The organism is Nostoc sp. FACHB-110 (genome assembly GCF_014697425.1).
In the GTDB taxonomy this organism is placed as follows: domain Bacteria; phylum Cyanobacteriota; class Cyanobacteriia; order Cyanobacteriales; family Nostocaceae; genus Nostoc_B.
The window spans coordinates 63769-89636 of record NZ_JACJRU010000030.1 but is presented as its reverse complement, the minus strand read 5'-3'; the positions used below and the strand labels follow the sequence as shown (position 1 = coordinate 89636).

Annotated in this window: 20 protein-coding genes; all 20 read left to right on the top strand. The window is 39.2% G+C overall.

Going from position 1 to position 25868, the window contains the following annotated elements; translation table 11 throughout:
• The first annotated feature begins 513 nt into the window (after positions 1 to 513).
• The 20 genes from H6G69_RS23305 (at position 514) to H6G69_RS23210 (ending at position 25810) form a co-directional block, all read left to right on the top strand.
• A complete protein-coding gene (locus tag H6G69_RS23305; RefSeq protein ID WP_190691507.1) occupies positions 514 to 1188 on the top strand; it encodes a VWA domain-containing protein in 675 nt (224 codons plus the stop codon).
• A 46-nt stretch (positions 1189 to 1234) separates the two neighbouring features.
• Positions 1235 to 2017, top strand: a complete 783-nt coding sequence (locus H6G69_RS23300) for a PP2C family serine/threonine-protein phosphatase (protein ID WP_190691506.1) — start codon at positions 1235 to 1237, stop codon at positions 2015 to 2017.
• Positions 2018 to 2071: 54 nt separating this feature from the next.
• The gene (locus H6G69_RS23295; protein WP_190691505.1) at positions 2072 to 4252 is read left to right on the top strand and encodes a tetratricopeptide repeat protein; all 2181 of its coding nucleotides are present in this window, start codon (positions 2072 to 2074) and stop codon (positions 4250 to 4252) included.
• 397 nt (positions 4253 to 4649) lie between these two features.
• The gene (gene rfbF / locus H6G69_RS23290; RefSeq protein ID WP_190691504.1) at positions 4650 to 5423 is read left to right on the top strand and encodes a glucose-1-phosphate cytidylyltransferase; all 774 of its coding nucleotides are present in this window, start codon (positions 4650 to 4652) and stop codon (positions 5421 to 5423) included.
• Positions 5424 to 5534: 111 nt separating this feature from the next.
• Entirely contained in the window at positions 5535 to 6752 is a 1218-nt protein-coding gene (lhgO, locus tag H6G69_RS23285; RefSeq protein ID WP_190691503.1) for an L-2-hydroxyglutarate oxidase, read from the top strand.
• 131 nt (positions 6753 to 6883) lie between these two features.
• Positions 6884 to 7837 (top strand): glycosyltransferase family 8 protein, encoded by a 954-nt coding sequence (locus H6G69_RS23280; RefSeq protein WP_190691510.1) that lies wholly within the window; start codon positions 6884 to 6886, stop codon positions 7835 to 7837.
• Positions 7838 to 8059: 222 nt separating this feature from the next.
• Positions 8060 to 9085 (top strand): NAD(P)-dependent oxidoreductase, encoded by a 1026-nt coding sequence (locus H6G69_RS23275; RefSeq protein WP_190691502.1) that lies wholly within the window; start codon positions 8060 to 8062, stop codon positions 9083 to 9085.
• Between the two features lie 160 nt (positions 9086 to 9245).
• Positions 9246 to 10199 (top strand): glycosyltransferase family A protein, encoded by a 954-nt coding sequence (locus H6G69_RS23270; RefSeq protein ID WP_190691501.1) that lies wholly within the window; start codon positions 9246 to 9248, stop codon positions 10197 to 10199.
• 46 nt (positions 10200 to 10245) lie between these two features.
• Positions 10246 to 11289 carry a glycosyltransferase family 2 protein gene (locus tag H6G69_RS23265; RefSeq protein WP_190691500.1) on the top strand — a complete coding sequence of 348 codons (1044 nt, stop codon included), beginning with the start codon at positions 10246 to 10248 and terminating at the stop codon, positions 11287 to 11289.
• 7 nt (positions 11290 to 11296) lie between these two features.
• The gene (locus H6G69_RS23260; RefSeq protein ID WP_190691499.1) at positions 11297 to 12124 is read left to right on the top strand and encodes a phytanoyl-CoA dioxygenase family protein; all 828 of its coding nucleotides are present in this window, start codon (positions 11297 to 11299) and stop codon (positions 12122 to 12124) included.
• Between the two features lie 63 nt (positions 12125 to 12187).
• Complete coding sequence (locus tag H6G69_RS23255) at positions 12188 to 13021, top strand: phytanoyl-CoA dioxygenase family protein (RefSeq protein WP_190691498.1); 834 nt, start codon at positions 12188 to 12190, stop codon at positions 13019 to 13021.
• A gap of 43 nt (positions 13022 to 13064) precedes the next feature.
• Entirely contained in the window at positions 13065 to 13913 is an 849-nt protein-coding gene (locus tag H6G69_RS23250) for a phytanoyl-CoA dioxygenase (RefSeq protein ID WP_190691497.1), read from the top strand.
• Positions 13914 to 13961: 48 nt separating this feature from the next.
• A complete protein-coding gene (rfbC, locus tag H6G69_RS23245; protein ID WP_190691496.1) occupies positions 13962 to 14531 on the top strand; it encodes a dTDP-4-dehydrorhamnose 3,5-epimerase in 570 nt (189 codons plus the stop codon).
• Between the two features lie 113 nt (positions 14532 to 14644).
• Complete coding sequence (locus H6G69_RS23240; RefSeq protein WP_190691495.1) at positions 14645 to 15958, top strand: NAD(P)H-dependent oxidoreductase; 1314 nt, start codon at positions 14645 to 14647, stop codon at positions 15956 to 15958.
• Between the two features lie 285 nt (positions 15959 to 16243).
• A complete protein-coding gene (locus H6G69_RS23235) occupies positions 16244 to 17320 on the top strand; it encodes a glycosyltransferase (protein ID WP_190691494.1) in 1077 nt (358 codons plus the stop codon).
• 145 nt (positions 17321 to 17465) lie between these two features.
• A complete protein-coding gene (locus H6G69_RS23230) occupies positions 17466 to 19697 on the top strand; it encodes a polysaccharide biosynthesis tyrosine autokinase (RefSeq protein WP_190691493.1) in 2232 nt (743 codons plus the stop codon).
• A 1078-nt stretch (positions 19698 to 20775) separates the two neighbouring features.
• Entirely contained in the window at positions 20776 to 21531 is a 756-nt protein-coding gene (gene hepC / locus H6G69_RS23225) for a heterocyst development glycosyltransferase HepC (protein WP_190691492.1), read from the top strand.
• Between the two features lie 204 nt (positions 21532 to 21735).
• Positions 21736 to 23586 (top strand): heterocyst formation ABC transporter subunit HepA, encoded by a 1851-nt coding sequence (gene hepA / locus H6G69_RS23220; protein ID WP_190691491.1) that lies wholly within the window; start codon positions 21736 to 21738, stop codon positions 23584 to 23586.
• Between the two features lie 184 nt (positions 23587 to 23770).
• Positions 23771 to 24610, top strand: coding sequence for a hypothetical protein (locus tag H6G69_RS23215; protein ID WP_190691490.1), 840 nt, complete (start codon positions 23771 to 23773; stop codon positions 24608 to 24610).
• A 45-nt stretch (positions 24611 to 24655) separates the two neighbouring features.
• Positions 24656 to 25810 carry a glycosyltransferase family 4 protein gene (locus H6G69_RS23210; RefSeq protein WP_190691489.1) on the top strand — a complete coding sequence of 385 codons (1155 nt, stop codon included), beginning with the start codon at positions 24656 to 24658 and terminating at the stop codon, positions 25808 to 25810.
• Positions 25811 to 25868: the final 58 nt, after the last annotated feature.

Below are 25868 nucleotides of genomic sequence, written 5' to 3'. Positions count from 1 at the left end.
TGCGATCGCAGTTTGCTGATACTGGTTTCTCATTGTTCCTTGTTTGATAGTTTTATTTCTCCGTATTATCTCGTAGTCTTTTTCAGAAATCAAATATGATTCCTATAGTTAGGATTTCACCTCCAATTGACTGTCTATTACCTGACTCAACAAGTAGCTAAGAAATTAAACAGAATCGCCATTTCTACATGAAATCTTTAAACTATTAGGTCGGAAAATTTGCATATTGAATATATTGTATCTTTGCTTTACATCTATCTATATTTATCGGCTGCTGAGAATTCATGCTAATAATATGAACTCCGCGTAAATTTACCTTTATTAAACCGAAACTTGATGAAAATTTCATTAAATATGTCAATCAACTAGTGAAAACTATCTATTTAAGAGTGAATAAAGATTAAGTTACTATCAACAAAGATTTACTTATTGCCTTATAAGCTCCGGAAACACAACAATATACTTTGAAAAAAGGAAAATAAAGCGTTGAACAATTACATAACAAAAAAAGTTATGCAAGATACATTAAGACTAGATGAAGTAGTAGAATTTGCTGAAAACCCAGAACCTCGCTGTCCTTGCGTATTATTGCTAGATACATCTGGCTCAATGCAAGGAGAACCAATAGAAGCATTAAATCAAGGTTTACTTAGCTTAAAAGATGAATTAGTCAAAAATTCTTTAGCATCGCGGCGAGTTGAAGTAGCAATCATTACATTTGATAGTCAAATTAATGTTGTACAAGATTTTGTGACTGCGGATCAATTTACGCCCCCCATTTTAACAGCTCAAGGCCTGACAACTATGGGCGCAGGAATTCATAAAGCCTTAGATATGGTGCAAGAACGCAAATCTTTATATCGTACCAATGGCATTGCCTATTATCGTCCTTGGATATTTATGATTACTGATGGCGAACCCCAAGGCGAACAAGATCATATAGTAGAGCAAGCTGCTCAAAGGCTCCAAGGTGATGAAGCAAACAAGCGTGTAGCCTTTTTCTCTGTAGGTGTAGAAAATGCGAATATGACACGTTTAAATCAGCTAGCAGTCAGAACTCCGTTGAAACTCAGAGGATTAAACTTTGTAGAAATGTTTGTTTGGCTATCTGCGAGTATGGCTGCTGTTTCCCACTCTAAAGTAGATGAACAGGTAGCACTACCGCCAATTGGCTGGGGTTCGGTTTAATCGCGTCGCGGTTTTATACGTACACAGCTAGCTAGACAAAGAATCCATGAACACATCAAACAAAATTTCTCATTGGCGGGTAGTCGCCGCATCTGTATGTGGTACAAGCCACATCAGAACCAAGCAGCTGTGTCAGGATGCGCATAACTGGCAACTACTGCCAGATAATATTTTAATCGCCGCAGCTGCCGATGGTGCGGGTTCTGCCAGTCAAGGCAAAATAGGGGCAATGGTAGCCACAGAAGCAGCTGTAGATAATTTGTCAATCAAACAAGTGACTCACTCTGCTTTAGCAGATGATGGGGTAGTGCAATCGTTATTAACTGATGCTTTGATTGCTGCCAAAAAAGCGGTAGAAACCGAAGCAGCCGCCTGTAGTCAACAGCCCCATGATTTAGCCACTACCCTAATAATAGCGATCGCTACCCCACAGATGGTAGCAGCAGCCCAAATCGGTGATGGTATGGCAGTTGCCAAGAATCGCCAAGGAAATTTAATTGCGCTAACCCTGCCTAATAACGGAGAATATATCAACGAAACGACTTTTTTGACTTCCTTGGATGCTATAGACACAGCACAAATGAGACTATGGCGTGAAGAAATAGTTAACATTGGTGTCCTAACCGATGGACTCCAAATGCTGGCTTTGAATATGGTTGTTGGCGAACCTCACAAACCCTTCTTTTTTCCCCTATTTGACTTTGTAGAGAACGTTGAGGATAAGACATTAGCAAAAGAGCAACTGGTGAGGTTCTTAGGATCTGAGCGGATTACACAACGTACCGACGATGATTTAACCCTAATTATTGCTGCCTTCAACCGCTCATGACCAAGGATTCTGCAAGTTCGGTTTTTTAAACACCCCCCCAACTGTGAGTTAACCATGAAGGTACTACGTTGTCTTCCCCAGCCAGAAATAATCAACCTGAGTGTCAGCTTAGGGCGTGGCGGTGAAGCTTGTATTTATGCAGTTCCATCCGATAGTAATGTCGTGGCCAAGGTTTACCATCAACCCACCGCCACACATGCGAAAAAACTGTATGCAATGCTGGCGAATCCTCCAGAAAACCCCACAGCTAACTTGGGACATATTTCAATTGCTTGGCCACAAGAGTTAATCAAGACTGTAGATGGTAGCAATAGCGTTGTTGGCTTTATCATGCCGCGCATTCGTGGGATGCGTCCGATTATTGACTTTTATAATCCCAGAACCCGCCGCCAACACTGCCCTTTATTTAACTACCAATATCTAGTCCGCACAGCGCGTAACTTAGCAGCTGCTTTTGCCGCTTTACACACTAGTGGCTATTGCGTGGGTGATGTCAACGAATCCAACATCCTTGTGAGTGACACGGCACTGGTGAGCTTAGTCGATACTGACTCTTTTCAAGTACCAGATATCAAAAACAACATTGTCTATCGCTGTCCGGTAGGTAAGCCAGAGTTTACCCCACCAGAACTGCAAAATAAAGTTTTCGCCCAACACGATAGGGAAATTAATCACGACTTATTCGGCTTGGCAGTCTTAATCTTCCAACTGTTAATGGAAGGGGCACACCCATTTTCGGGAATTTTTCAAGGTACTGCCGAACCACCGCCATACGAAGCCCGGATTGCGGCTGGACATTTTACCTACTCTCAACAGCGAAAAGTTCCTTACGTCCCGACTCCCATTGCACCAGCTTGGGAAATGCTGCATCCTAGCTTACAAGAATTATTTGTGCAGTGTTTTGAAGCCGGACACAGCAATGCCTACTTACGTCCTAGCGCCCAAACTTGGCTCTCAACCCTAGCAGAAGTTGAAGACGCTTTAATTACTTGTACTACCAATCCCCAACATCGCTACAGCAATCACTTGCATAGCTGTCCTTGGTGTGAACGTACCCTGCGCTTGGGTGGACGAGATCCATTTCCATCACAACGAGCGATCGAAAATAAAGAACATCTACGCCCGCGCAACGTACCAAAACGCCGCTACAATCAGCCTTCTCGCGTACCACAGCCATTATTAGCATTTACTCAATCAAGTTATTGGCAACAAGCCAATGTGCCGAATTATTATCCTTATAAGCGTTCGGCAAAAATCGCCAAATTTTATCCGATAGTTTTAGCTTGTCTGGGTTTAGGAATGTTGGGTTATTTGGATGTGATGGTAAAATTTACCCGTCCATTCGTCAGCCAAAATGCCTATACACAACAGACAATACTCAGCCAAACTGCGAATAATCAAGGTCAGAGTTTTGCTGATCATTATCAGCAAGGCAATGATGCTTACAGAGTGCGCGACTATAAACAAGCCGTAGAAAGCTTTAGTAAAGCCATTCAAGAAGAACCACAATTTGCCAAAGCCTTTATTAGACGAGGCAATGCTCGCTACAACTTGAAAGACTACGAAGGCGCATTGGCAGACTATACCAAAGCTTTGCAAATCAATCCGCACGAAGTCAAAGCCTTTGTAAATCGTGGTAACGCTCGGTATATGTTGGCTGAGTATAGCAACGATCCTGATCAGGAATATAGTTTGGCACTGGCAGATTTTAATAACGCCATCAAAATTAACGTCAAAGAAGCCGAAGCCTATATCCGACGCGGGATTGTACTAGCGCAAATTGCTAAATATAGTGGCGAATCGATTAGAGATTTCAAACGCTCCATAGCCGATTTTAGCGAAGCTATCAAGCTCAACGCCTCCAAAGCGGAAGCTTACTTCCAACGCGGTTCGGTTTATTACCAATTAGCTCAATATGCTCCTGACTACAATCAACAATACCGACTAGCGATCGCTGACTTTGACCAAGCATTATTACTTAACGAAAAAATGGCGAAAGTCTATCTCAAACGCGGGATGGTGCGCTATGAAATGGCACAATATGGTGGTAAGCAAGCTGAAGAAAACAACCAAAAAGCCGTTGACGACTTGCAACTAGCCGCCAAAATAGCCCTAGAACAAGAAGACACAGAAAACTACCAGCAAGCACTAAGTAGTATGTGTGTCATCATTGAAAGCAAATGTAGCACTTTGTTACAAAGCTCTAGTATGTCGGGATATACAGGCGCAAATTAGTTTTGGCTCAATAGTCAAGCAAATTTTAGATTTTTGATTTTAGATTTTGGATTGAATATTTTTCTCATTGAATATCCAAAATCTAAATCATGAATCAAATCATCCGGCGATTACCTCTCATTGAATGATTCTTCGCCATTTCACCCTATGTAGAGACGCGAAATTTCGCGTCTCTACCTTGCTATTTTTATGAAAAATTTCCGGACAAATATATTCATAAGTATTTTACACATAAAAGTTTTTTATTTACTTTCCCTTCATAAAATTGCTGATAATTCTAGTTAGATTATGTACGGAGAAAAACAGACAAAAATGAGTTTTTCTCAAACCAAGTGCATCCTCTTCATATCGATAAATTCAAAATAATAATTTCTCTACAAATCTCCGAGGTAATTGTATGAAAGCGGTGATTTTGGCTGGAGGGCTTGGTACACGCCTCAGTGAAGAAACCAGTATCAGACCCAAGCCGATGGTTGAAATTGGTGGTAAGCCAATTCTTTGGCATATCATGAAAACTTATTCTGCCCACGGTATTAATGATTTCATCATTTGTTGTGGTTACAAAGGTTACGTGATTAAGGAGTATTTTGCTAACTACTTCTTACATATGTCTGATGTAACTTTTGATATGCGGTTTAATCAGATGAATGTGCATTCTGGTTACGCCGAACCTTGGCGCGTCACCTTAGTTAATACAGGTGACAGCACCATGACAGGTGGACGCTTAAAAAGAGTGTGCGAACATGTAGGCAATGATACATTTTGCTTTACCTATGGTGACGGTGTAAGCAATATAAATATCACCGAGTTAATTAAATTTCACCAAGAACAAAAAACCTTAGCCACACTCACAGCCGTACAACCAGCAGGTCGTTTTGGGGCGATTTCTTTAGAACAAGAGCAAACTAAAATCACCAGCTTTCGGGAAAAACGCGACGGTGAAGGTGCGTGGGTCAATGGTGGTTATTTTATTCTCGAACCAGAAGTGATTAATTTAATTGCGGATGATTCCACCGTTTGGGAAAAAGAACCATTAGAAAAGCTAGCTGATATGGAACAGCTATCGGCTTTTAGACACAATGGCTTCTGGCAACCGATGGATACCTTACGCGATAAAAATTATCTAGAAGAGCTATGGCAGAGTGGTAAAGCTCCCTGGCAAGTATGGTAAGAAAAGTATGAAGTATGAAGTATGAAGTATGAAGTATTGAATTTCAGTCTTTATTCTTCATCCTTTATTTGATAATTGACGTATTAACATCATTTAAGTGCAACAATACCAATGTACGATTTTGCTATTATCGGCGGTGGAATAGTAGGATTATCCACAGCGATGGCCTTGGGTAAACGCTACCCACAAGCGCGCATTTTAGTATTAGAAAAAGAAAGTAACTGGGCATTTCACCAAACTGGCAATAATAGTGGTGTAATTCACTCTGGTATTTATTACAAACCAGGGAGCTTTAAAGCCCAATTTTGCCGTGATGGTAGTCGCTCAATGGTAGAATTCTGTCAAGAGTATGGGATTGACCATGAAGTCTGCGGTAAGGTAATTGTGGCGACAGATGCCCAAGAATTACCACGCTTAGAAAATCTCTACAAGCGCGGCGTAGAAAATGGCATCGAAGTTAAGCGTATCAGCCCAGAAGAAGTTAAAGAAATTGAACCTCATGTCAGCTGTGTAGGTGGCATTAAGGTATTTTCAACTGGTATTGTTAATTACAAACAAGTTTGTTTAAAATATGCCCAACTAATTCAACAACAAGGTGGAGATTTACGTCTCAATACCAAAGTGTTGAAAATATCTACAAGTGGCAAAAATCAGGTACTAGAAACAAATCAAGGCAACTTTGAAACTAAATTTATCATCAATTGTGCCGGATTGCATAGCGATCGCGTTGCTAAGTTAGGTGGAGTAGAACCCAAAGCCAAAATTGTACCTTTTAGGGGCGAATATTACGAACTCACCCCCGAAAAACGCTATTTGGTAAAAACCCTGATTTATCCAGTGCCTAACCCTGATTTCCCATTCTTAGGCGTTCACTTTACCAAAATGATTGATGGTACAGTCCACGCCGGGCCGAATGCAGTTCTCAGCCTCAAGCGCGAAGGTTACAACAAAACCGACTTCGACTTGAAAGATTTTGCTGAAGTTATGACTTATCCTGGTTTTTGGAAACTTGCCGCTAAACATGCTGATGAAGGTATCCAAGAAATCATTCGTTCCTTTAGCAAAGCCGCCTTTGTGAGAAGTCTGCAAAAACTGATCCCCGAAGTCCAAGCCGAAGATTTAGTTCCTACTCATGCGGGAGTTCGTGCCCAAGCTTTAATGGATGACGGCAAACTAGTAGATGACTTTTTGATTCTTACTGGTCAAAACTCCATCCATGTCTGCAATGCCCCCTCACCAGCTGCCACATCTTCTTTAGAAATTGGCAAAGCGATAGTTGCACAAATCGCCCAACACTCAGATATGCCAGCAGCCGTCACTACTTGTTAGATGAGTTAATTGTTGAGGTTGGGTGTAAGGGTTTTGATGACACCCCTACACCCATACACCCCTTAATTTCTCATCTGCGTAAACAGCTGATGGCATATCGGTCAATTGTTGGAATTACCCCATCAACGATTATGCCGAAATTTAAGTCCTTGGCATCTGATCAGCAGCCCGTTGTTCTCGTATGTGCTGCTGATAACAACTATGCAATGCCTCTCGCAGTCACAGTACGTTCAGTATTAGCCAATTTTAACAGCGATCGCCAGTTAGCTTTGTTTATCTTAGATGGTGGTATCAGCAAAACTAACAAACGCAAAATTACTAAATCACTAGAGTCCAAACAAGTTAATATTTCTTGGGTTAAGCTCGATGATGCCCTATTTGCGGATTTAACATTAGGACGGCATTTGACTATCACTGCTTATTATCGGTTACTCTTGCCTCAAGTTTTACCACCAGAGTTCACTAAAGCTATTTATCTTGATAGTGACATGGTAGTAACAGGCAATTTAGCAGAGTTATGGAATATCGATATTGGCGACAACTATGTATTAGCAGTACAAGATGATGTGCTACTGAATATATCAATGTGTGAATCTTTGCAAAACTATCAAGAATTAGGTATTGCGCCAGATGCTAAATACTTTAATTCCGGATTGTTAGTGATTAATATTGCAAAGTGGCGGACTGAAAATATCGGTCAAAAAATTCTTGACTATATCAGAGATAACCAACAATATCGGCCTAATGACCAAGATGGATTAAATGCCATTTTGGCTACAAAATGGGGGGAACTTCATCCAAAATGGAATCAGATGCCAAGAGTTTATGATGAATCATTTCGGAAAAATAATCTTTTCCCTGAAAATGTTTATCAGGAACTATTGCATCATCCTTGCATTATTCACTTTACTAATACTCCCAAACCTTGGTACGCCGGATTGAGAAGCGAATGTCAACATCCCAAAAAAGATTTATTCTTTCAATACCTTGACATGACAGCTTGGAAAGGATGGCGCGATACTATGTGGCGGCGTTTAAGTCGTAAATTCCTCAAATTAGCATTAGTAAGTAACTCAAAGCTTTAAAAGAGGCAGGAGGCAGAAGGATCAATTAGTAGGAAATTCAGTCTAGTCACTAATTGAATCAATAAAATCTTTGGTTTGGTGTCTTGAATCTAGTTTTACCTGAGGCACTTTGAAACTTATTCTTTCCTCCTGCCTCCAGCATAGCTGCCCTCTGCCTTCTTTAATTAGTTGAAGTGGTTGTATCTACCAACATCATCACTCAACACAGAAAATTTAACACAAATGAAAATATTAGTAACTGGAACAGAAGGCTATTTAGGTTCTTTATTACCTCCTCTATTAATTGAACGTGGACATGAAGTTATTGGTGTTGATACAGGCTTTTATAAAGTTGGTTGGTTATACAACGGTACAGAAGTTACAGCCAAAACCCTCAACAAAGATATCCGCCACATTACCCCAGAAGATTTAGAAGGTGTTGATGCAGTAGTTCACATGGCGGAACTTTCCAACGATCCTACCGGACAACTATCACCTAATATCACCTACGACATCAATCATTTAGGTTCAGTTCGCCTCGCTAACTTAGCAAAAACAATGGGCGTGCGCCGCTTCGTCTATATGTCTTCGTGTAGTGTTTATGGTGTAGCTACCGAAGGCGATGTCACAGAAGAATCTCCAGTCAATCCTCAAACTGCTTACGCAGAATGCAAAACCCTCGTAGAACGAGATGTAATGCCTCTGGCGGATGATGATTTCTCACCCACATTTATGCGGAACGCCACAGCCTTTGGTGCTTCACCCAGAATGCGGTTTGATATTGTATTGAACAACCTCGCAGGTTTGGCTTGGACAACTAAAGAAATCAAAATGACCAGCGACGGTACACCTTGGCGGCCATTAGTTCACGCCTTAGATATTTGTAAAGCCATTGTTTGTGCCTTAGAAGCACCCCGTGACATCGTACATCAACAAATCTTTAATGTTGGTGATACAGCTAATAATTACCGAGTTAAAGAAATCGCGGAAATCATTGCTGATACTTTCCCAGATTGTAAATTAAGTTTTGGTCAAAATGGCGCAGACAACCGCAGCTATCGCGTATCTTTTGACAAAATTAATAGCGTTCTTCCCGGATTCAAATGTGATTGGAATGCTCAACTAGGAGCGCAGCAATTATACAAATTATTCAGTCAAATCGATATGACTGAAGGCACTTTCTTATTTAGAGGATTCACCCGCTTAAAACAGCTAGAATATCTGATTCGTACCGAACAAATAGATAAAGATTTCTTCTGGATTAAGTAAGAAGTAAATCAATTGAATCAGAATTCAGAATAAATCAAGAGTCTGCTAGATAACTTCTGGATTTTGTCAACGTGAATTCTTACTAGAAAAGTTAGATACCCGATTTCTTAAAGAAGTCGGGTATCTGGACAATAGCAATAAATCTAACACCTATAAAAAAATGAATAAACTACTGACAATCGCCATCCCGACTTTTAATCGTGCTGCACTTTTAGAGCAACAACTTGCCTGGTTAGAAAGGTCTATTCAAGGATTTGAGTCGGAATGCGAAATTATTATTTCTGATAATTGTTCGACAGATAACACTCAAGAAATCATTAAAAAATGGCAGCCTATCTTTAGCAAAACTACATTTAAATCTCATAGAAATCAAGCGAATATAGGTTTAATGCCGAATATCGCTTTGTCTATTCAAGCTGCTAGTGGTCAATATGTTTGGACAGTCGGCGATGATGACCCAATCCAGGATAATGCTCTATCTTTTTTGTTAACAACCATCAAACAAAATCCGGAAACATCACTAATCTTTCTCAATTGCTACGGACGCGACAAACTAACTAATAAAATCACTGTAGACCGTTGGTTTAATAGTGATAGTGATACACCGCAAATTAATGGTAAAGCCACATTACAACGTTACCTGAAAGAAAGCTTTGGTGGCGTACTATTTATGACAGCTACGGTGTATAAAACAGCATTAGCAAAACGCGCTCTGCAACAGTGGCCATCGTCTTGTAAAAATCTAGCTGCTCAAGCATATTGGACTGGTTTTTGTGCGCTGAACGGTAGTGTAATTGTCACTAAAGATAATTATTTAGAATGTACAATGCACGCCAGCTATTTAGAGCAAGACCCCAAATGGTCAATCATGATGCGGTTTAGTTATATTCCAGAAGTTTACGTCAAACTTTTAGAAATTGGCTATGCTAAATCTTTTTGTTGGCAAATGATTTTGCAAAATTTCATCACTAAAAGCGACTGGATAATTTTCTTAGGTGCTTTAAGAAGATGGCCGCTTTTAGCAATCAATGTCATTATTTCTTATTGGGGTTTAGTGTTAAAGTCACTGCAAAAATCCCTCTCTTCACCCAAAGCATTAAAAGCGAGTTTGTAATACCAAATTTAAATTTTAGTTTGCGTGTTCAATTATTTTCATCTTTATGAATAAACTGCTAACTATTGCTATACCTACTTACAATCGGGCGGAATTACTGGATAGACAGTTATCTTGGTTAGCAAAAGCGATTGAAGGTTTTGAATCTGAATGCGAAATTTTAGTTTCAGATAACTGTTCTAGCGATCGCACTCAAGATGTGGTACAAAAATGGCAAGCAAAATTGAGCCATATCACTTTTAAATCACATAGAAATCTTGAAAACTTAGGCGTAATGAAAAATATTATGTACTGCCTAAGTGCCGCTACAACCAAATACGTCTGGACAATTGGCGATGATGATCCAATTCAAGATAGAGCGATTTCTTACGTAATTAGCAAGCTCAAAAAATATGAAGATTTAGGATTATTATTCCTCAACTTTTCTGGACGGAATAAAATTACTAATGAACCAGTTCATCCTCCAACTATTATAGGAAATCGCTGGTTTGATGCTGATGCCGAAGATGGCTATGGAGATAGTAAAGCCATATTTGAACACTGCTTTGCTAAAAGCGTTGGTGCAGTTATTTTTCTCTCCGCTAGTATTTATCGCACCGACTTAGTAAAACGCGCCTTGCAATTTTGGCCGGACGCTGCGAGTAACTGGATATCTTTAGCATATATAGCAGGTTATTGTGCCGCAAATGGCAAAATAATCGTCACCAAAGAAACCTATTTAGAATGTATTGTTGGTGTGAGTTATTGGCAAAAAGAGCCAAAATCTGCACTTTTAATGCAATACAAACACATTCCTGAAGTTATTTTAAAACTTGGTGAATGTGGCTATTCTAAGGAATTTTGCCGAGGAATGGTGTTACAAAATAGCAAAGAAGTTAATTTAAAAGTTTTCTTAGGTGCTTTAAGAAGGTGGCCTGTATCTGCCATTAAAGTTGCGATTCCTTTTGTAGCTTTGGTGAGTCTTTCGGTTTTTGATGTGATGGCTTTAAAAGACTTTAAACTTGCCGAAGCTAATGAACCTAACCCTCAAGAAGTAAGAGGGGTAAATAACAGGCGATCGCAACTTAAATCAATTATTAAAACAAAATAATTGGACTATGCTGAATACACTCCAAGACAAAATATCGGCAATAACTTCCGAGTTTGATTATAGAATTAAACTCTGGCAGCATACATCTAAACTACCAAAATTAGAGTCAAGCGATCGCCAAATTGTTGAAACTCTAAAAAGAGAAGGTATTTACATTACCACACTTGCTGATTTAGGGTTTAATTCCACTCCCCAACTGCTGGATGCTGCTCATACTTTGATACCAAAAATAGGCAATGGTAATTACACAGCCTCCTCAGAAAATTACCCAGAAATTTATACAGTTACCCATTTACCTAACTTTTATAACTGGGGAAGCGAAGCAAGACTGTTGAATATTCTCGAAAACTATATTGGTCTTCCTGTTGCCTATCATGGTGTACAAGTTCGCAAGGACTTTTTAAATACCAGTCAATTCAGCACAATGCTATGGCATCGAGATTCAGAAGATCGCCGCATTATCAAAATCATCATTTACTTAAATGATGTGACAAAAGAAAATGGGCCTTTTGAATATGTACCAGCATCTTTTACTTCTATATATAACCCTAATTTTTACCGCCTGTATTACAAAATTTATAACACAGGCATTGATGATGAAGAATTGAATGAAATTGTGCCTAAATCAGCGTGGAAATCATGTCAAGGGCCAGCTGGTACTGTCATTATTGCTGATACCCAAAGACTTCTACATCACGGCACTGTACGCACACAAGAGCGTTCAACCCTATTTTTTGTCTATACTGCTAACCCTCCTAAACGACCAGGACTTTGTACTCAATACTGGGATGATACTTATCCCAAACCAGAAGCACTCCAAGAAATTGGTTATTAATTTGCTCAATTAATTTCTCCCGTTTTCCTCATCATCACAGTGAATTAACGAGGTATTCTGGCAATGCTAAACACACTTAAAGGCAAAATGGCAACACTCAACTCAGAGTTGAGCTATAGAATGAAAATCTGGCAGCATAAATCCAAACTGCCAGCATTAGAATTAGGCGATCGCTTGATTGTTGATACACTTAAACGGGATGGTGCTTATGTAACCACACTCGCCGATTTAGGCATACCAGCTACCTCAGAAATGCTTCAAGCTGCTTATCATCAATTAAATAGAGTAGCAGCTGTTAATAACTCTCATCTGAATGAAAGACTACCACAAATTTATACAGTCACAGAATTACCAGAATTTTTTAATTGGGGAAGTAATAACAGACTATTAAAGATAGTAGAAAATTACCTAGGTTTACCTGTTGCTTTTCAAGGTGTACATTTACGCAAAGACTTTCCTAACGAACATCAATTTGGCACATTATTGTGGCATAAAGATTCCGAAGACCGCAAAATGGTCAAGGTAATTATTTATCTGCATGATGTGGAAATTAAGCACGGCCCATTTGAGTATATTCCTTTATCTTTAACATCATATCCTCGCTTAAATTCCTATCGAATTGACCAGAAGTTACGTCAGTCTGGTTACTTAGGAATTAACGATGAAGAAGTAGAAAAAATCATTCCCAAATCAGCTTGGAAATCTTGTCCCGGGAAAGCCGGTACAGTTGTAATTGCAGATCCCAGAACTGCTTTACATCACGGTACTATCCGTACAGAAGCAAGGTCAGCACTATTTTTTGTTTATACGACTAACCCACCCAAGCGACCAGAACTTTGTACGCAATACTGGGATGATACTTTCCCCAAACCAGAAATCCTGCAAGAAATTGCTTAATTAATTCCCAACTTTTTGCTGACAAACAGCGCAATCACAAGTCATGTTCCACACAATTAAATACAAAATATCTGCCCTGTACGCCGATTTGATTTTTAACATCAAACGTTGGCGACATATTAAAAATTTACCTGCATTACAAAAACGCGATCGCATCATTGTTGATACTCTCAACCGAGATGGCGTTTATGTGACAACATTAGCAGATTTGGGCTTAGATTTTAGCTTTGAGTTATTCAAAGCAGCTGATAAGCAATTGTCTCGGATGCCAAATCCTAACAACGAACATCTAGATGAAAAGTGGCCGCACATTGTCACAGTTACGGGTTTACCAGAATTTTATAAATGGGCAACCCAAAAAAGACTGTTAAATATAATCGAAAATTATATTGGTGTGCCGATCACTTTTCAGGGTGTACATTTACGTCAAGATTTTCCTAGCGATCATCAATTCGGCACTTTGTTATGGCATAGTGATGCCGAAGACCGTCGCCTAATTAAAATCTTTGTTTGCTTGCATGATGTAGACGAAAGAACAGGGCCTTTTGAATACATTCCGCGTTCTTTAATCTCATTATTCAGTTGGCAATATTATTGGCTTTATTACAAACTTTTCCAATCCAGTTACATGGGTATTGATGATGAAATTGTCAAAAAAGCCATACCCAAATCACTTTGGAAATCTTGTCCAGGGCCAGCAGGTACAGTCATTTTTGTAGATACCAAAAATACTTTACATCATGGAACTGTACGCGCTAAAGCACGCTCAACACTATTCTTTTGTTACACAGCTAACCCACCCGAAAGACCAGACCTTTGTAAACAATTTTGGGATGATACTTATCCTAGAGCAGAACTGATTGTATCTGAACCAGATAAAGCTCTTGTTTAACTAATTTGTGAATCTTTTTCTCAATCAACATTAATATCGAGGTAATTCATGATTTTCACCGCTACAGAACTGAAAGATGCTTATATTTTGGACTTAGAACAAAGAACCGATCATCGTGGTTTTTTTGCTCGTTATTTCTGCGCTCAAGAGTTTGAAGCTCACGGTTTAAAACCAGTAGTAGCACAATGCAACTTATCTTATAACTATAAAAAAGGCACTCTGCGGGGAATGCACTATCAACTCCAACCCGCAGCCGAAACAAAATTAGTTCGCTGTACCAAAGGTGCAATTTATGACGTAATTATTGATATGCGTCCGGATTCACCCACATTTTTACAGCATATTGGTGTGGAACTAACTGCTGAAAACCGTCGGGCTTTATACGTTCCCGAAATGTTTGCCCACGGCTATCAAGCACTAACAGATGATGCTGAAGTTATCTATCAAGTTGGTGAATTTTATACACCAGGATATGAGCGTGGTCTGCGTTATGATGACCCATTTTTCAACATTCAATGGCCTGTAGAAGTTACAGAAATATCTGAAAAAGATTTGAATTGGCCACTGTTGAGCATGATGCGTGTCGGAGAATCAGAAGTAGTTTCAGCAAGTGTATAAGTAGGTTGGTAAAAAAGTTGTCATTTGTCAATTTTTTAGATGCTGATGACTTAGCTTAACTGCCAATAATTTATCGATATTAAAAAATTACCAAGGGGAATCAGAGGAATTTCATGATTATTATTGATAATGCTTTAAAAGCTCGTGCGGCGGCGGGTAATCCTATCAAAGTAGGCATGATTGGTGCTGGCTTTATGGGACGAGGAATTGCTAACCAAATTATTAATTCTGTGCCAGGAATGGAGTTAGTTGCTATCTTCAACCGCAGTATTGATGGAGCTAAACGAGCTTACACAGAAGCAGGTATTGAAGATATTCAAGTTGTTAGTAGTGTCAGCGATTTAGAAGATGCGATCGCCCAAGGTAAATACGCCGTCACAGATGATGCTAAAATCATCTGCCAAGCCGAAAGCATTGAAGCAATTATTGAAGTGACTGGCGCAGTTGAGTTTGGCGCGCATATCGTCATGGAAGCGATCGCCCATCGCAAGCATATCATTATGATGAATGCTGAACTCGATGGTACTGTTGGCCCTATCCTGAAAGTTTACGCTGACAAAGCCGGAGTCATTCTCAGCGCGTGTGATGGCGACCAACCAGGCGTAGAAATGAATCTTTACCGCTTCGTCAAGAGCATTGGTCTAACTCCATTGTTGTGCGGTAACATCAAAGGTTTGCAAGACCCCTATCGCAACCCCACCACCCAAGAAGGATTTGCCAAACGTTGGGGACAAAAAGCCCACATGGTGACAAGCTTTGCTGATGGTAGCAAAATTTCCTTTGAACAGGCGATCGTTGCTAACGCCACCGGGATGAAAGTTGCCAAGCGCGGAATGCTCGGTTATGACTTTACTGGTCATGTGGATGAAATGACCAATATGTATGATGTTGACCAACTCAAAGAGTTAGGCGGTATCGTTGATTATGTAGTCGGAGCTAAACCAGGGCCTGGTGTATTTGTCTTCGCCACCCACGATGACCCCAAACAACGCCATTATCTCAACCTCTACAAATTAGGCGAAGGGCCTTTGTATAGCTTCTATACTCCTTATCACCTTTGCCATTTTGAAGTTCCCTTATCTGTGGCGCGTGCAGTATTATTCCACGATGCTGTTATGGCTCCCATTGGCGGCCCCTTGGTAGATGTAGTGACCACAGCCAAAATTGATTTGCAAGCTGGGGAAACCTTAGATGGTATAGGCTACTATATGACCTACGGCCAATGTGAAAACTCCGACGTTGTACAGGCGCAAAACCTCTTACCAATGGGTTTAGCAGAAGGCTGTCGTCTCAAACGCGATATTCCCCGCGATCGCGTCTTAACTTACGATGATGTAGAGTTACCTGAAGGAAGACTTTGCGACCAACTACGGGCTGAACAAAACGCTTATTTTGCTTGTGAAAAAGTTCTCGCCACAGTTGGCTAAAATTTAGGCTGAATCAAGCAATTCTCAAACATTTTTAAACCATTATATCCCCGAATTCTTAAAGAATTCGGGGATATAAGCATCTCAATTTTTATAAATTTGATTTTATTGATCAATAATTATTTGCAAAATATAAATCTAATAAATCAGCTAAAAAAACTAGAAAAGTATTACAGCTAACTAATAATTTCAATTCAAACATTTATAGTGCTAAACACTAAAGTCTTAGCACTACTTGATTAAAGTTATTTCTCACAAAATTCAGCAGCACCTCGGATAAGAATTATGAAAATTGCTCTAGTCCATGATTATTTAACACAACGTGGCGGGGCAGAGCGCGTATTTGAATTACTATGCAAGCGCTATCCCCAAGCCGATGTTTTTACTTCTTTATATGACCCGCAAAAAACTATTGATATGGGTGAGCGGATAGTCAACACAACTTTTTTACAAAAAATTCCGGGTGCAGCCAAATATTTTAGAATGATGGCTCCCTTTTACTTCCCAGCTTTTCGTGCTTTAGATTTGCAAGATTACGATTTAATTATTAGCAGTAGTACGAGTTTTGCCAAAGCTGTACGCAAACGTCCTGATGCTTATCATGTTTGTTTCTGTCATAACGTCACTCGCTTTTTGTGGGATACAGAAACATATTTACGCGAGTATGGCGATTATAGATATTTTGCGCCATTAATTGAGCATATTTTCCAATTAATGCGGAATGTAGACCTAAAATATGCCCAAGAGCCTGACCTTTACATTGCAAATTCCAGCATTGTTGCTAAAAGAATTCAACAGATTTATAGCAAACAAGCCATAGTAATTAACTATCCAATTGATACGAGTCAATTTGTTTATTCCGATGTCAAAGAAGATTATTATTTAGCCTCGGCACGGATGATTAGCTATAAACGGCTAGATGTGATTGTTGAAGCTTTTAATTGGTTGGGATGGCGGTTATTGATCTCTGGTGATGGCCCAGAACAAGCGCGCCTCAAAGCTAAAGCACTAAGTAATATTGAATTCTTAGGACACGTTAGCGATCGCCAACGCAAAGACTTATTTGCCAAAGCTAAATCAATTATTGTTGCCGCCTTAGAAGACTATGGCTTAGTGCCTATAGAAGCCAATGCCAGTGGCACGCCAGTTATTGCCTACGGAGCAGGCGGCGTGTTAGACACTCAAATACATGGCAAAACCGGGGTTCTATTTAGCAGGCAAACACCAGACTCTTTGCAAGCTGCACTATTAGAGTCCGGACAAATCACTTGGAATTATGAAAATATTCGTAATCATGCAGTGAACAATTTTTCAGAACAAGTGTTTTTCAGGAAGGTTGAGCAAGTTATTGGTCAAAATTAACTCCCAACGGGAGAGGGAACAGGAAATAGGCAACAGGCAACAGTGAGGTTTGCCATAAACAGAGAACAGACCAACAGCTTAATTCTTGTCATTCCCCACTCCCTATTCCCTATTCCCTTCTTAAATTAGTTAAAGGATAATAAACGTGGTTCAAACTAGTCTAAATCCGAGTGTGAATACAGTTGTTGACACAGAACCAGGTTATGGGCAAATCTTAGCGGTATTTATTCGCAGGTTTCCTTGGTTTTTAGGGGTATTTATTGCTTCAATTGCAATGTCAGCAATCCTCACAGCTAAGGCAAAACCCACATACAAAAGCACAATGCAGCTATTAGTAGAACCTAACTATCAAGGTAAAAAAGAAGCAGGTGGGGTAGAAAATCAGTTCACCGAACCGAACGTAGAGATAGACACAGCAACTCAGTTAAATCTCATGCAGAGTTCGGGACTGATTCAAAAAGCAGTTGATAAACTTCGTAAAGAATATCCAGATATTAAAGTAGGTGATATTAAAGGCGCGTTAGCTTTAAACCAACTAAAAACTAAAGAAGATAATATCGCCACCAAAATTTTTCAAGTAGACTACACCGATACAGACCCAGACAAGACACAACAAGTTCTGATGGCTATTCGCCAAGTCTATGTAGACTACAACAAACAACAGCAAGATGCGCGTCTACAAAAAGGGCTGCAAGTCATCAGAGAACAGTTAAGTAAAGCCAGTGAAGAGGTCAATGCAGCAGAAACTAACCTGCAAAGATTCCGCCGCAACCAAAATTTAATCGATCCCGTAGCTCAAGCTAAAGCTTTAGAAGATGGTTTAAATAATGTTGAGCAAGAACGACGCACCACTCGCGCGCAATATCAAGAAGCTGTAGCACGCCAAAAATCTTTAGAAGAACAACTAAATCGTTCTCCGCAAAATGCTCTAGTTGCTTCGCGTTTGAGCCAGTCTACTCGCTACCAAGGCCTACTCAACGAAATTCAAAAAACAGAACTAGCACTAGCACAAGAACGTTTACGCTTCACTGATGAAACTCCTAATGTCCAGCAGTTACAAGAACAACTCAAAAGCCAAAAGGAACTATTACAACAAGAAGTAGGCAGAACTTTAGGTACAAAGTCATCTGGTGAAGTTAGCAGTTCTAGAGATTCTCTTTTAGAGCAAGGACAGTTTGGTCAAATTGACTTAAATCTTGCCAGCGAATTAGTAGAAACTCAAACAACTATAGTTGCATTGAGCGCTCGCGATCAAACTTTAGCCCAAAAAGAATCACAACTACGTTTAGACATTAAACGCTTTCCGCCTTTGTTGGCTTATTACAACCGCATCCAACCACAACTACAATTTAGCCGCGAAAGATTAGAACAGCTTTTAAGAGCCGAACAGCAACTTAGACAAGAATTAGCCAAAGGAGGCTTCAACTGGGAAGTTGTCGAAGAACCCCACAAAGGTATGCAACTTGGCCCCAACCTCCAGCAAAATCTTTTGTTAGGTGCAGTAGTAGGGTTAATGTTAGGCGGTATTGCTGCTTTCTTACGAGAAGCATCTGATGATGCTGTACATACAACTGCTGAGTTAGAAAAGCAAGTAGCTTTACCTTTGTTGGGTACAACACCGAAACTCCCACCTGCCAAAGTCAGGGATTCAATTATTAAGCTACCTTTTGGTAAACCAGAAACCCCTGCACCTTGGACAATTCAGGTGTTACAGTCTCCACCACGTTGGGAATCTTTGGATCTGATTTACAAAAATATTGAGCTACTCAATACTGTTACCAACTTAAAATCTTTGATGATTACTTCCGCTTTACCTGATGAAGCGAAGTCTGGTATGGCGTTGGGTTTAGCGATGAGTGCGGCTCGTTTACACAAACGGGTGCTACTCATCGATGCTAACTTGCGCGATCCTCGTCTGCACGAACAGCTAAATCTGCCTAACGAACAAGGACTATCAACTTTACTCGCTAGCGAAATTACTTTACCTAACCAGATTGGTGTTCATTCTTTAGGTTCAGCCTACATTGATATTTTGACCGCCGGGCCTCGACCTGCTGATCCTGCTCATCTGTTGAGTTCTCCCCGTATGATGCAATTGATGAGAACCTTCGAGGAGAACTATGATTTGGTGCTAATAGATGCACCAGCAGTTCTAGGGTTGGTAGATGCGATTTTAACAGCCTCATCTTGCGATAGCGTGGTGCTAGTAGCCAGCATGGGTATTGTGACCCGCAATCAACTGGCGCAAGCTACAGCCATGCTAAGTAAGCTAAACCTAATTGGTGTTGTGGCTAATGGCGTTTCTAGCTCTGATAGCAGCTTTGTACAATATCCCAAAGAATATCGTTTGGCATTGAAACAAGCGGTAGAAAAATAGGTAAGTATTCAGGAGTCAGAATGTTAGGGACTTCCAAGTAAAAAAATATCCAAAATTTTCTTGTGGAATGGGTGTCCTCACCCGTCCAGTCCTAAGGACGGGCTGTCCGGCCCACCCCACAAGATGAATAACTTATTTCTGGGAAATCTCTTAGAAAATTTAATCGCATTCTTCAGAGTAACAATAGATTAATCATTCTGAATTACTTTTAAATTTGGACTTCTAACTAGCAGAAAAGTTGCAATCCAACTTAACTTTTTTGAACAAACAGATCCCCGACTGCTTGAAGAAGTCGGGGATCTGTTTTTTTAGGGCATATGAGATTTTATATTTTTATCTCAATTCTATTAACATCTGCATTCTATAGGACTCATATTTGATTGATGAAAAAAATCAGTACACCCAGATCAATCTTCTTTCCTACTCCCTCAAACCTACTCCCTACTCCCTAATTACACAACTAGATTCAGACATCAAACCGGATTCCTATATTAATCATGTAGAAACGTTATATACAACATCTCTACTCTAAAAATAATTAAAGAAGATTGCTATACATTGAAGGTATTTTTTTGTTATTTAAAAACTTTTTTAGTGTTAAAATTTAACTAGGATTACTATCAAAACATTACGTATTTTTATCTTGCCTTTATAATCAATAAACTAAAATATATTTTCTTTAAAGACTAAATAAAGAATTGAATTAAGTATATAGTTATTTCTACAGAGTCCTATATCCTAGAGATTAAAGCCCGTTCCAAAACAGCTTAAAGACAAAAGTGGACTAGTTTTCTTAAATTGTTCAAGAATTAGGTAAACATACTTTGTTTTTGGGAAATTTTATCAGTTTACCTACAAGTATTTATCAGCGTATTAATTGCTATCTACCTAATTGAAACATCTTGATATCAGCAGAATTCTGCAAGATGTGTACTTGCTTAAATAGCAAGTGAAAAATATATGCTTGCTTCAGTCATCTACAACTTATTAGAGCAAAAAAGATTCAGATCAAAGTCTTTGGCATGAATCGCCTTCGAGATTAGCTCCTCAACTTACTATTGTACTAATCCAAAGACACATGACCACTTCAGCTATTCGGACTCTACAAACTTCTTATACTTTAACCCAGCAACCAGCAGGTCATCGCACCTCATATTGCACACTTCAATGGCGGCGGGGTCAATTGTTGGTTAAGTCTGCTGGTAAACTTCAACAGCCTTATCTGCCAGCTGTAGAAAATCATCAGTTATTAGTAAATTGCTTACAACATTCTCCAATTAATTTAGTAACTGTAGATCCAAAAATTGGTGAAAATTGGGTAAGGTTTTGGGCTGATGCTTGTGAAGAAGCACACAAGCCTATGTTTCTTTGCGGATCTTCAGAAAATTTTCTGTTTAAACAAAATAGCCAACCTTGGGGATGGTTAGTGAGGCTGATTGATTGGTTTGTGGCTTTAGTAATGTTGCTATTGCTCAGTCCAACTATGCTGCTCTTGCTGCTGCTGTTGCAAATTTCGTCACCAGAAGCCCTAGTTTCTCGTGAGTGGTATGTCGGAGAACGAGGTAAACTCTTTCGAGCTATTAAATTCTCCATAACAACCAAGCGCAGCATCACCCCCTTAGGTCGTTGGATGTGTAGATATGGTCTCGACAATTTACCACACTTATTAAATATGCTGCGGGGTGAAATGGGTTTTATTGGCTCTCGTTGTTGGAAATTAGAAGCAGCAGTGAAATCAAGTTTTGAAAGAGAACTACAACTTAATCAGTTACCTGTGATGACAAATGCGTGGCCAGTGCAAGCAGAATCAAACTTAATAATTAATAATCCATAATTACTAATTATTTACTGCTCTCTTCTCTATCCAGCGAAACAACTCTACAAGCAGTGCGGTAATTGATGACTTCATTTGCCGCACTTCAGCGAAAGCAATGTAATATCCCAGTATTTAGAGCAATTCTATTTAAGCCGGGAATAGGGAGTAGATTGTTTGCAATATAGCGACCTGTAGGACTTAGACAACTTTATTCAAAAACTCATGCTTGCTCAACTACCTAAACAATTACACAATTTATTTAAAGCTAGCACCTTCTGGAAAAACAATTATTTAATATTACGAGAATTTAAACATTTCCGTAAAATTGCTATTCTTGCTTTATTATTTTCCTTTCTAGCAGCAACATTTGAAGGTTTTAGTATTGGTTTTTTACTGTCATTTTTACAAAATTTAACTAATCCCAATGCTCAACCAATTAAAACTGGTGCTGAGTGGTTTGATACTTGGATTTTAGCTGCTAATTCTTCAACAGTTACTAGACTATATCGGGTATCATTACTAATTTTATTGAGTACCTGGATGCGGGCTGGGTTTAATTATTTAGCTCAGGTCTATACAGAAAGTACTCAATTGCATTTAGCTGATCGCCTGCGGAAACAAATCTTTGAACAGTTACAAAGCTTGCCTCTAAGTTACTTTGCTAAAACGCGTTCTGGCGAACTAATCAATACCATTACTACAGAAATTGAACGCATCAAACAGTGGTTTAGCGGTGTTGCTTTTTTGATGACGAGGGCTATCACTGCCACTGTTTATTTTCTTTCGATGTTTTTGCTGTCATGGCAGCTTTCTATCGCTTCTTTCTTATTATTTACCTTGGCTGGTGTGGGGTTATCAACTCTCAATTCTCGTGCTAGAGAAACTAGTTTTACTACTTCTATTGCGAACGGTCATTTTACCTCTACAGCTATAGAATTTATTAACGGTATACGCACTGTACAAGCGTTCGGCACACAAAACTTTGAACGTCAGCGTTTTTATAGTGCTAGCGATAATGTAGTGAATACTTCCAAAAAAGTTATCTTTGTTTGGGCATTAGTCAGACCTCTGGCTGAAAGTATCGCTAGTACCATTCTCATCGGGATGATTATTTTTGCCTTTACTGTTTTTGTCGTAAATGGCACATTGCAAGTTGCATCTTTATTAACATTTTTCTTTGTGCTATTTCGGGTTGTGCCAATTGTGCAAGATATTAATGGCACGAGAGCGCATCTTAGTACCCTTGCTGGTGCAGCAGATAATATTAAAGCCTTGGTGAGAACGGATGATAAAACATACTTACGTAATGGTCACATCCAATTTGCTGGGTTAAAACATTCTATTGATGTTGTTTCGGTAGATTTTGGTTATGACCCCAATCATCTAGTATTAAATAACGTTACTCTCAGCGTTGAAAAAGGTAAGACAACAGCATTAGTAGGAGCCACTGGCGCAGGTAAAAGTACATTAATTGATTTAATTCCCAGATTTTATGATCCTACTGAAGGTCATGTCATGATTGATGGGGTTGATGTTCAAAGATTTGATATCAATTCATTGCGAAATAAAATTGCTGTAGTCAGTCAAGATACATTCATTTTCAATACTTCTGTTTGGCAAAATATTACTTACGGTACACCAGGCGCAACAGCCGCAGAAATTCGAGAAGCCGCACGTTTAGCTAATGCTCTAGAATTTATTGAAGAAATGCCAGAAGGCTTTGATACTAAATTAGGAGATAGAGGCGTAAGATTATCTGGAGGACAACGCCAGCGAATAGCGATCGCGCGGGCTTTGTTACGCGACCCAGAAATTTTAATATTAGATGAAGCTACCAGTGCGTTAGATTCTGTGACCGAGCGCCTGATTCAAGAATCATTAGAAAAGCTCTCCGTAGGTCGAACTGTAATTGCGATCGCTCATCGTCTTTCTACTATCGCCAACGCTGATAAAGTCGTTGTTTTAGAACAAGGACGCATCGTTGAACAAGGTAAATATCAAGAACTTCTAGAGCTAAAAGGTAAGCTTTGGGAATATCACAAAACTCAGTACGAGATGGGACAAGCGGGATAAAAAAGTATGAAGTGTGAAGTGTGAAGTATGAAGTGTGAAGTGTGAAGTGTGAAGTGTGAAGTGTGAAGTGGGAAGAGGGAAGTATGAAGTGGGAAATTTCATACTTCACTATCATCGCTCTGATTTGGCAAGGAAAAATTTATCTGCGGTTAATTATTATTCTGATATTTTTGAGGTTAAATAAATGGTAAATATTGGCTACCATGTTTCTAGAATTCAAGGTAGAGTTATTCGTAATATCTATACAAAATTTGTTAATATAATTAGCACTTTACCTCTTAAACAACCTCGGCAGATTGATATTACAGTTTATTCATTTTCTTGCGAACGTGATTTGCCAGAACAAGTAGCGAGTATTCGTTCATTTATTCGTAATATTGGTATCCCAGAAAGATTTATTGTCATTTCTGATGGTAGTTATAGCGAATCTAGCTGTAAATTACTTTGTCGGATTCATCCTTGCGTAGACGTTATACCTATTACAAAACTTTTACGGGATGATTTACCTCAATGTGTGACTAATTATGTTCAAATTCATCCGTTAGGTAAAAAATTAGCTGCATTAATGTCAATTCCGGTAAACGGTACAACTATTTATACAGATTCCGATATTTTATTCTTTCCTGGTGGTGTCGATTTAGATAAATTCACCAATTTGCCGGATAAAACTTGCTATTATCTTCCTGATTGTTCTGCTTCCTTAGATGAAAGACTCATCTATGATGAAAGCGAAAAATTGCAGCCAGTTAATGCTGGATTTCTTTTATTTAACCATCAATTAGATTGGAGTTGGGCAATTGAACGGTTAGCAAAACTGCCAGATAAACCTATATATTTTACAGAACAAACAATTGCTCATTTAACGATACACCATAATCAGGGTAAACCTTTTTGTTCACAAAAATATATTTTGAATGTAGAAGACCAATTCATTTATCCAGATAAATTTGCTAGCTCAAAAATTGCGATGCGGCATTATGTTAATGATGTAAGACATAAGTTTTGGCTAAATGTCAGTTTGTAAAAAGAAACAGGAAATGGGCAATTTTCGCCCGAAGGTGCTATTAAGATGAGCAAAAACGTAACCAATACAGACATGATTTACCACTGCACTAACATTAATATTAATGGAGGTGGAGGTATTGAAACTTATGTCGCTTCTTTAGCACTTTCACAAATTTCGGAATCTTGCAATATCTCCAAGCAAGAAACAGTAAATCAAAGCGTTATCAAGTCTATTAAAACAGAAAATCAAAAGCGATTTAAATTACTACACCTTCACGACCCAGAATTTTTAGCAGATTTACGCGAAGAATGTCCGGCAATTTTTACCCTGCACAATCATTGTAGTTACTGTCCGAGTGGGACGAAATATTTAGCAGACAGAGGTAAAATTTGCGATCGCGTCATGAATCCTTTAGGCTGTGCTTGGGGTCATGTAGTTGATGGTTGTGGTAGTCGGCGACCACACAAAATTTTAGGTAATTGGTGGAATGCATACAATCCCCTAAATAACCTGAAAAAATTAAAAATCCCTGTAATAGCTAATAGTGAATATGTGCGTCAGCAAATCATTAGTGCTGGGATATCTCCAGAACGTGTGATTACGCTGCGTTGCGGTGTGCAATTACCCAAGGTTGTGACAGAACCTCTGAGTCGGACAATTTATCAAAATCAGCGTATTCTTTTTGCTGGTCGGATAGTTCCTGATAAAGGTTTAGAGTGGCTACTTAAAGCCTTAAATACAACTGAACGACACATTCATTTAGATATCGCTGGTGATGGTTGGGATAGACCAAATATGGAAAAATTAGCCCATGATTTGGGATTAAGCGATCGCGTTACTTGGCATGGTTGGTGTAATTCTGAACAATTAGAAACCCTATATCAACAGTGTTTGGCGGTGATTTTTCCCAGTCTTTGGCCAGAACCTGCGGGTTTAGTCACCTTAGAAGCTTATGCGCGCTATAGACCAGTAATAGCGAGTGCTGTCGGGGGAATTCCTGAACACGTACAAGATGGTCAAACAGGGGTTTTGGTTGCACCTAATAATGTTGCACAGTTAGCTGCGGCAATTAATGAATTGGCAACAAATTATGCCAAAGCCAGATTAATGGGTGAAAAAGGCCAAGCTTGGTATCAAGAAGAATTTTCTATTGATGTTCATGTTCAGCGTTTGACTGAAGTTTATGCCAAAACTATTGCTGAATTTCATAGGCGATGAAGTGTGAAGTGTGAAGTGTGAAGTGTGAAGTGTGAAGTATGAAATTAAGAAATTATCA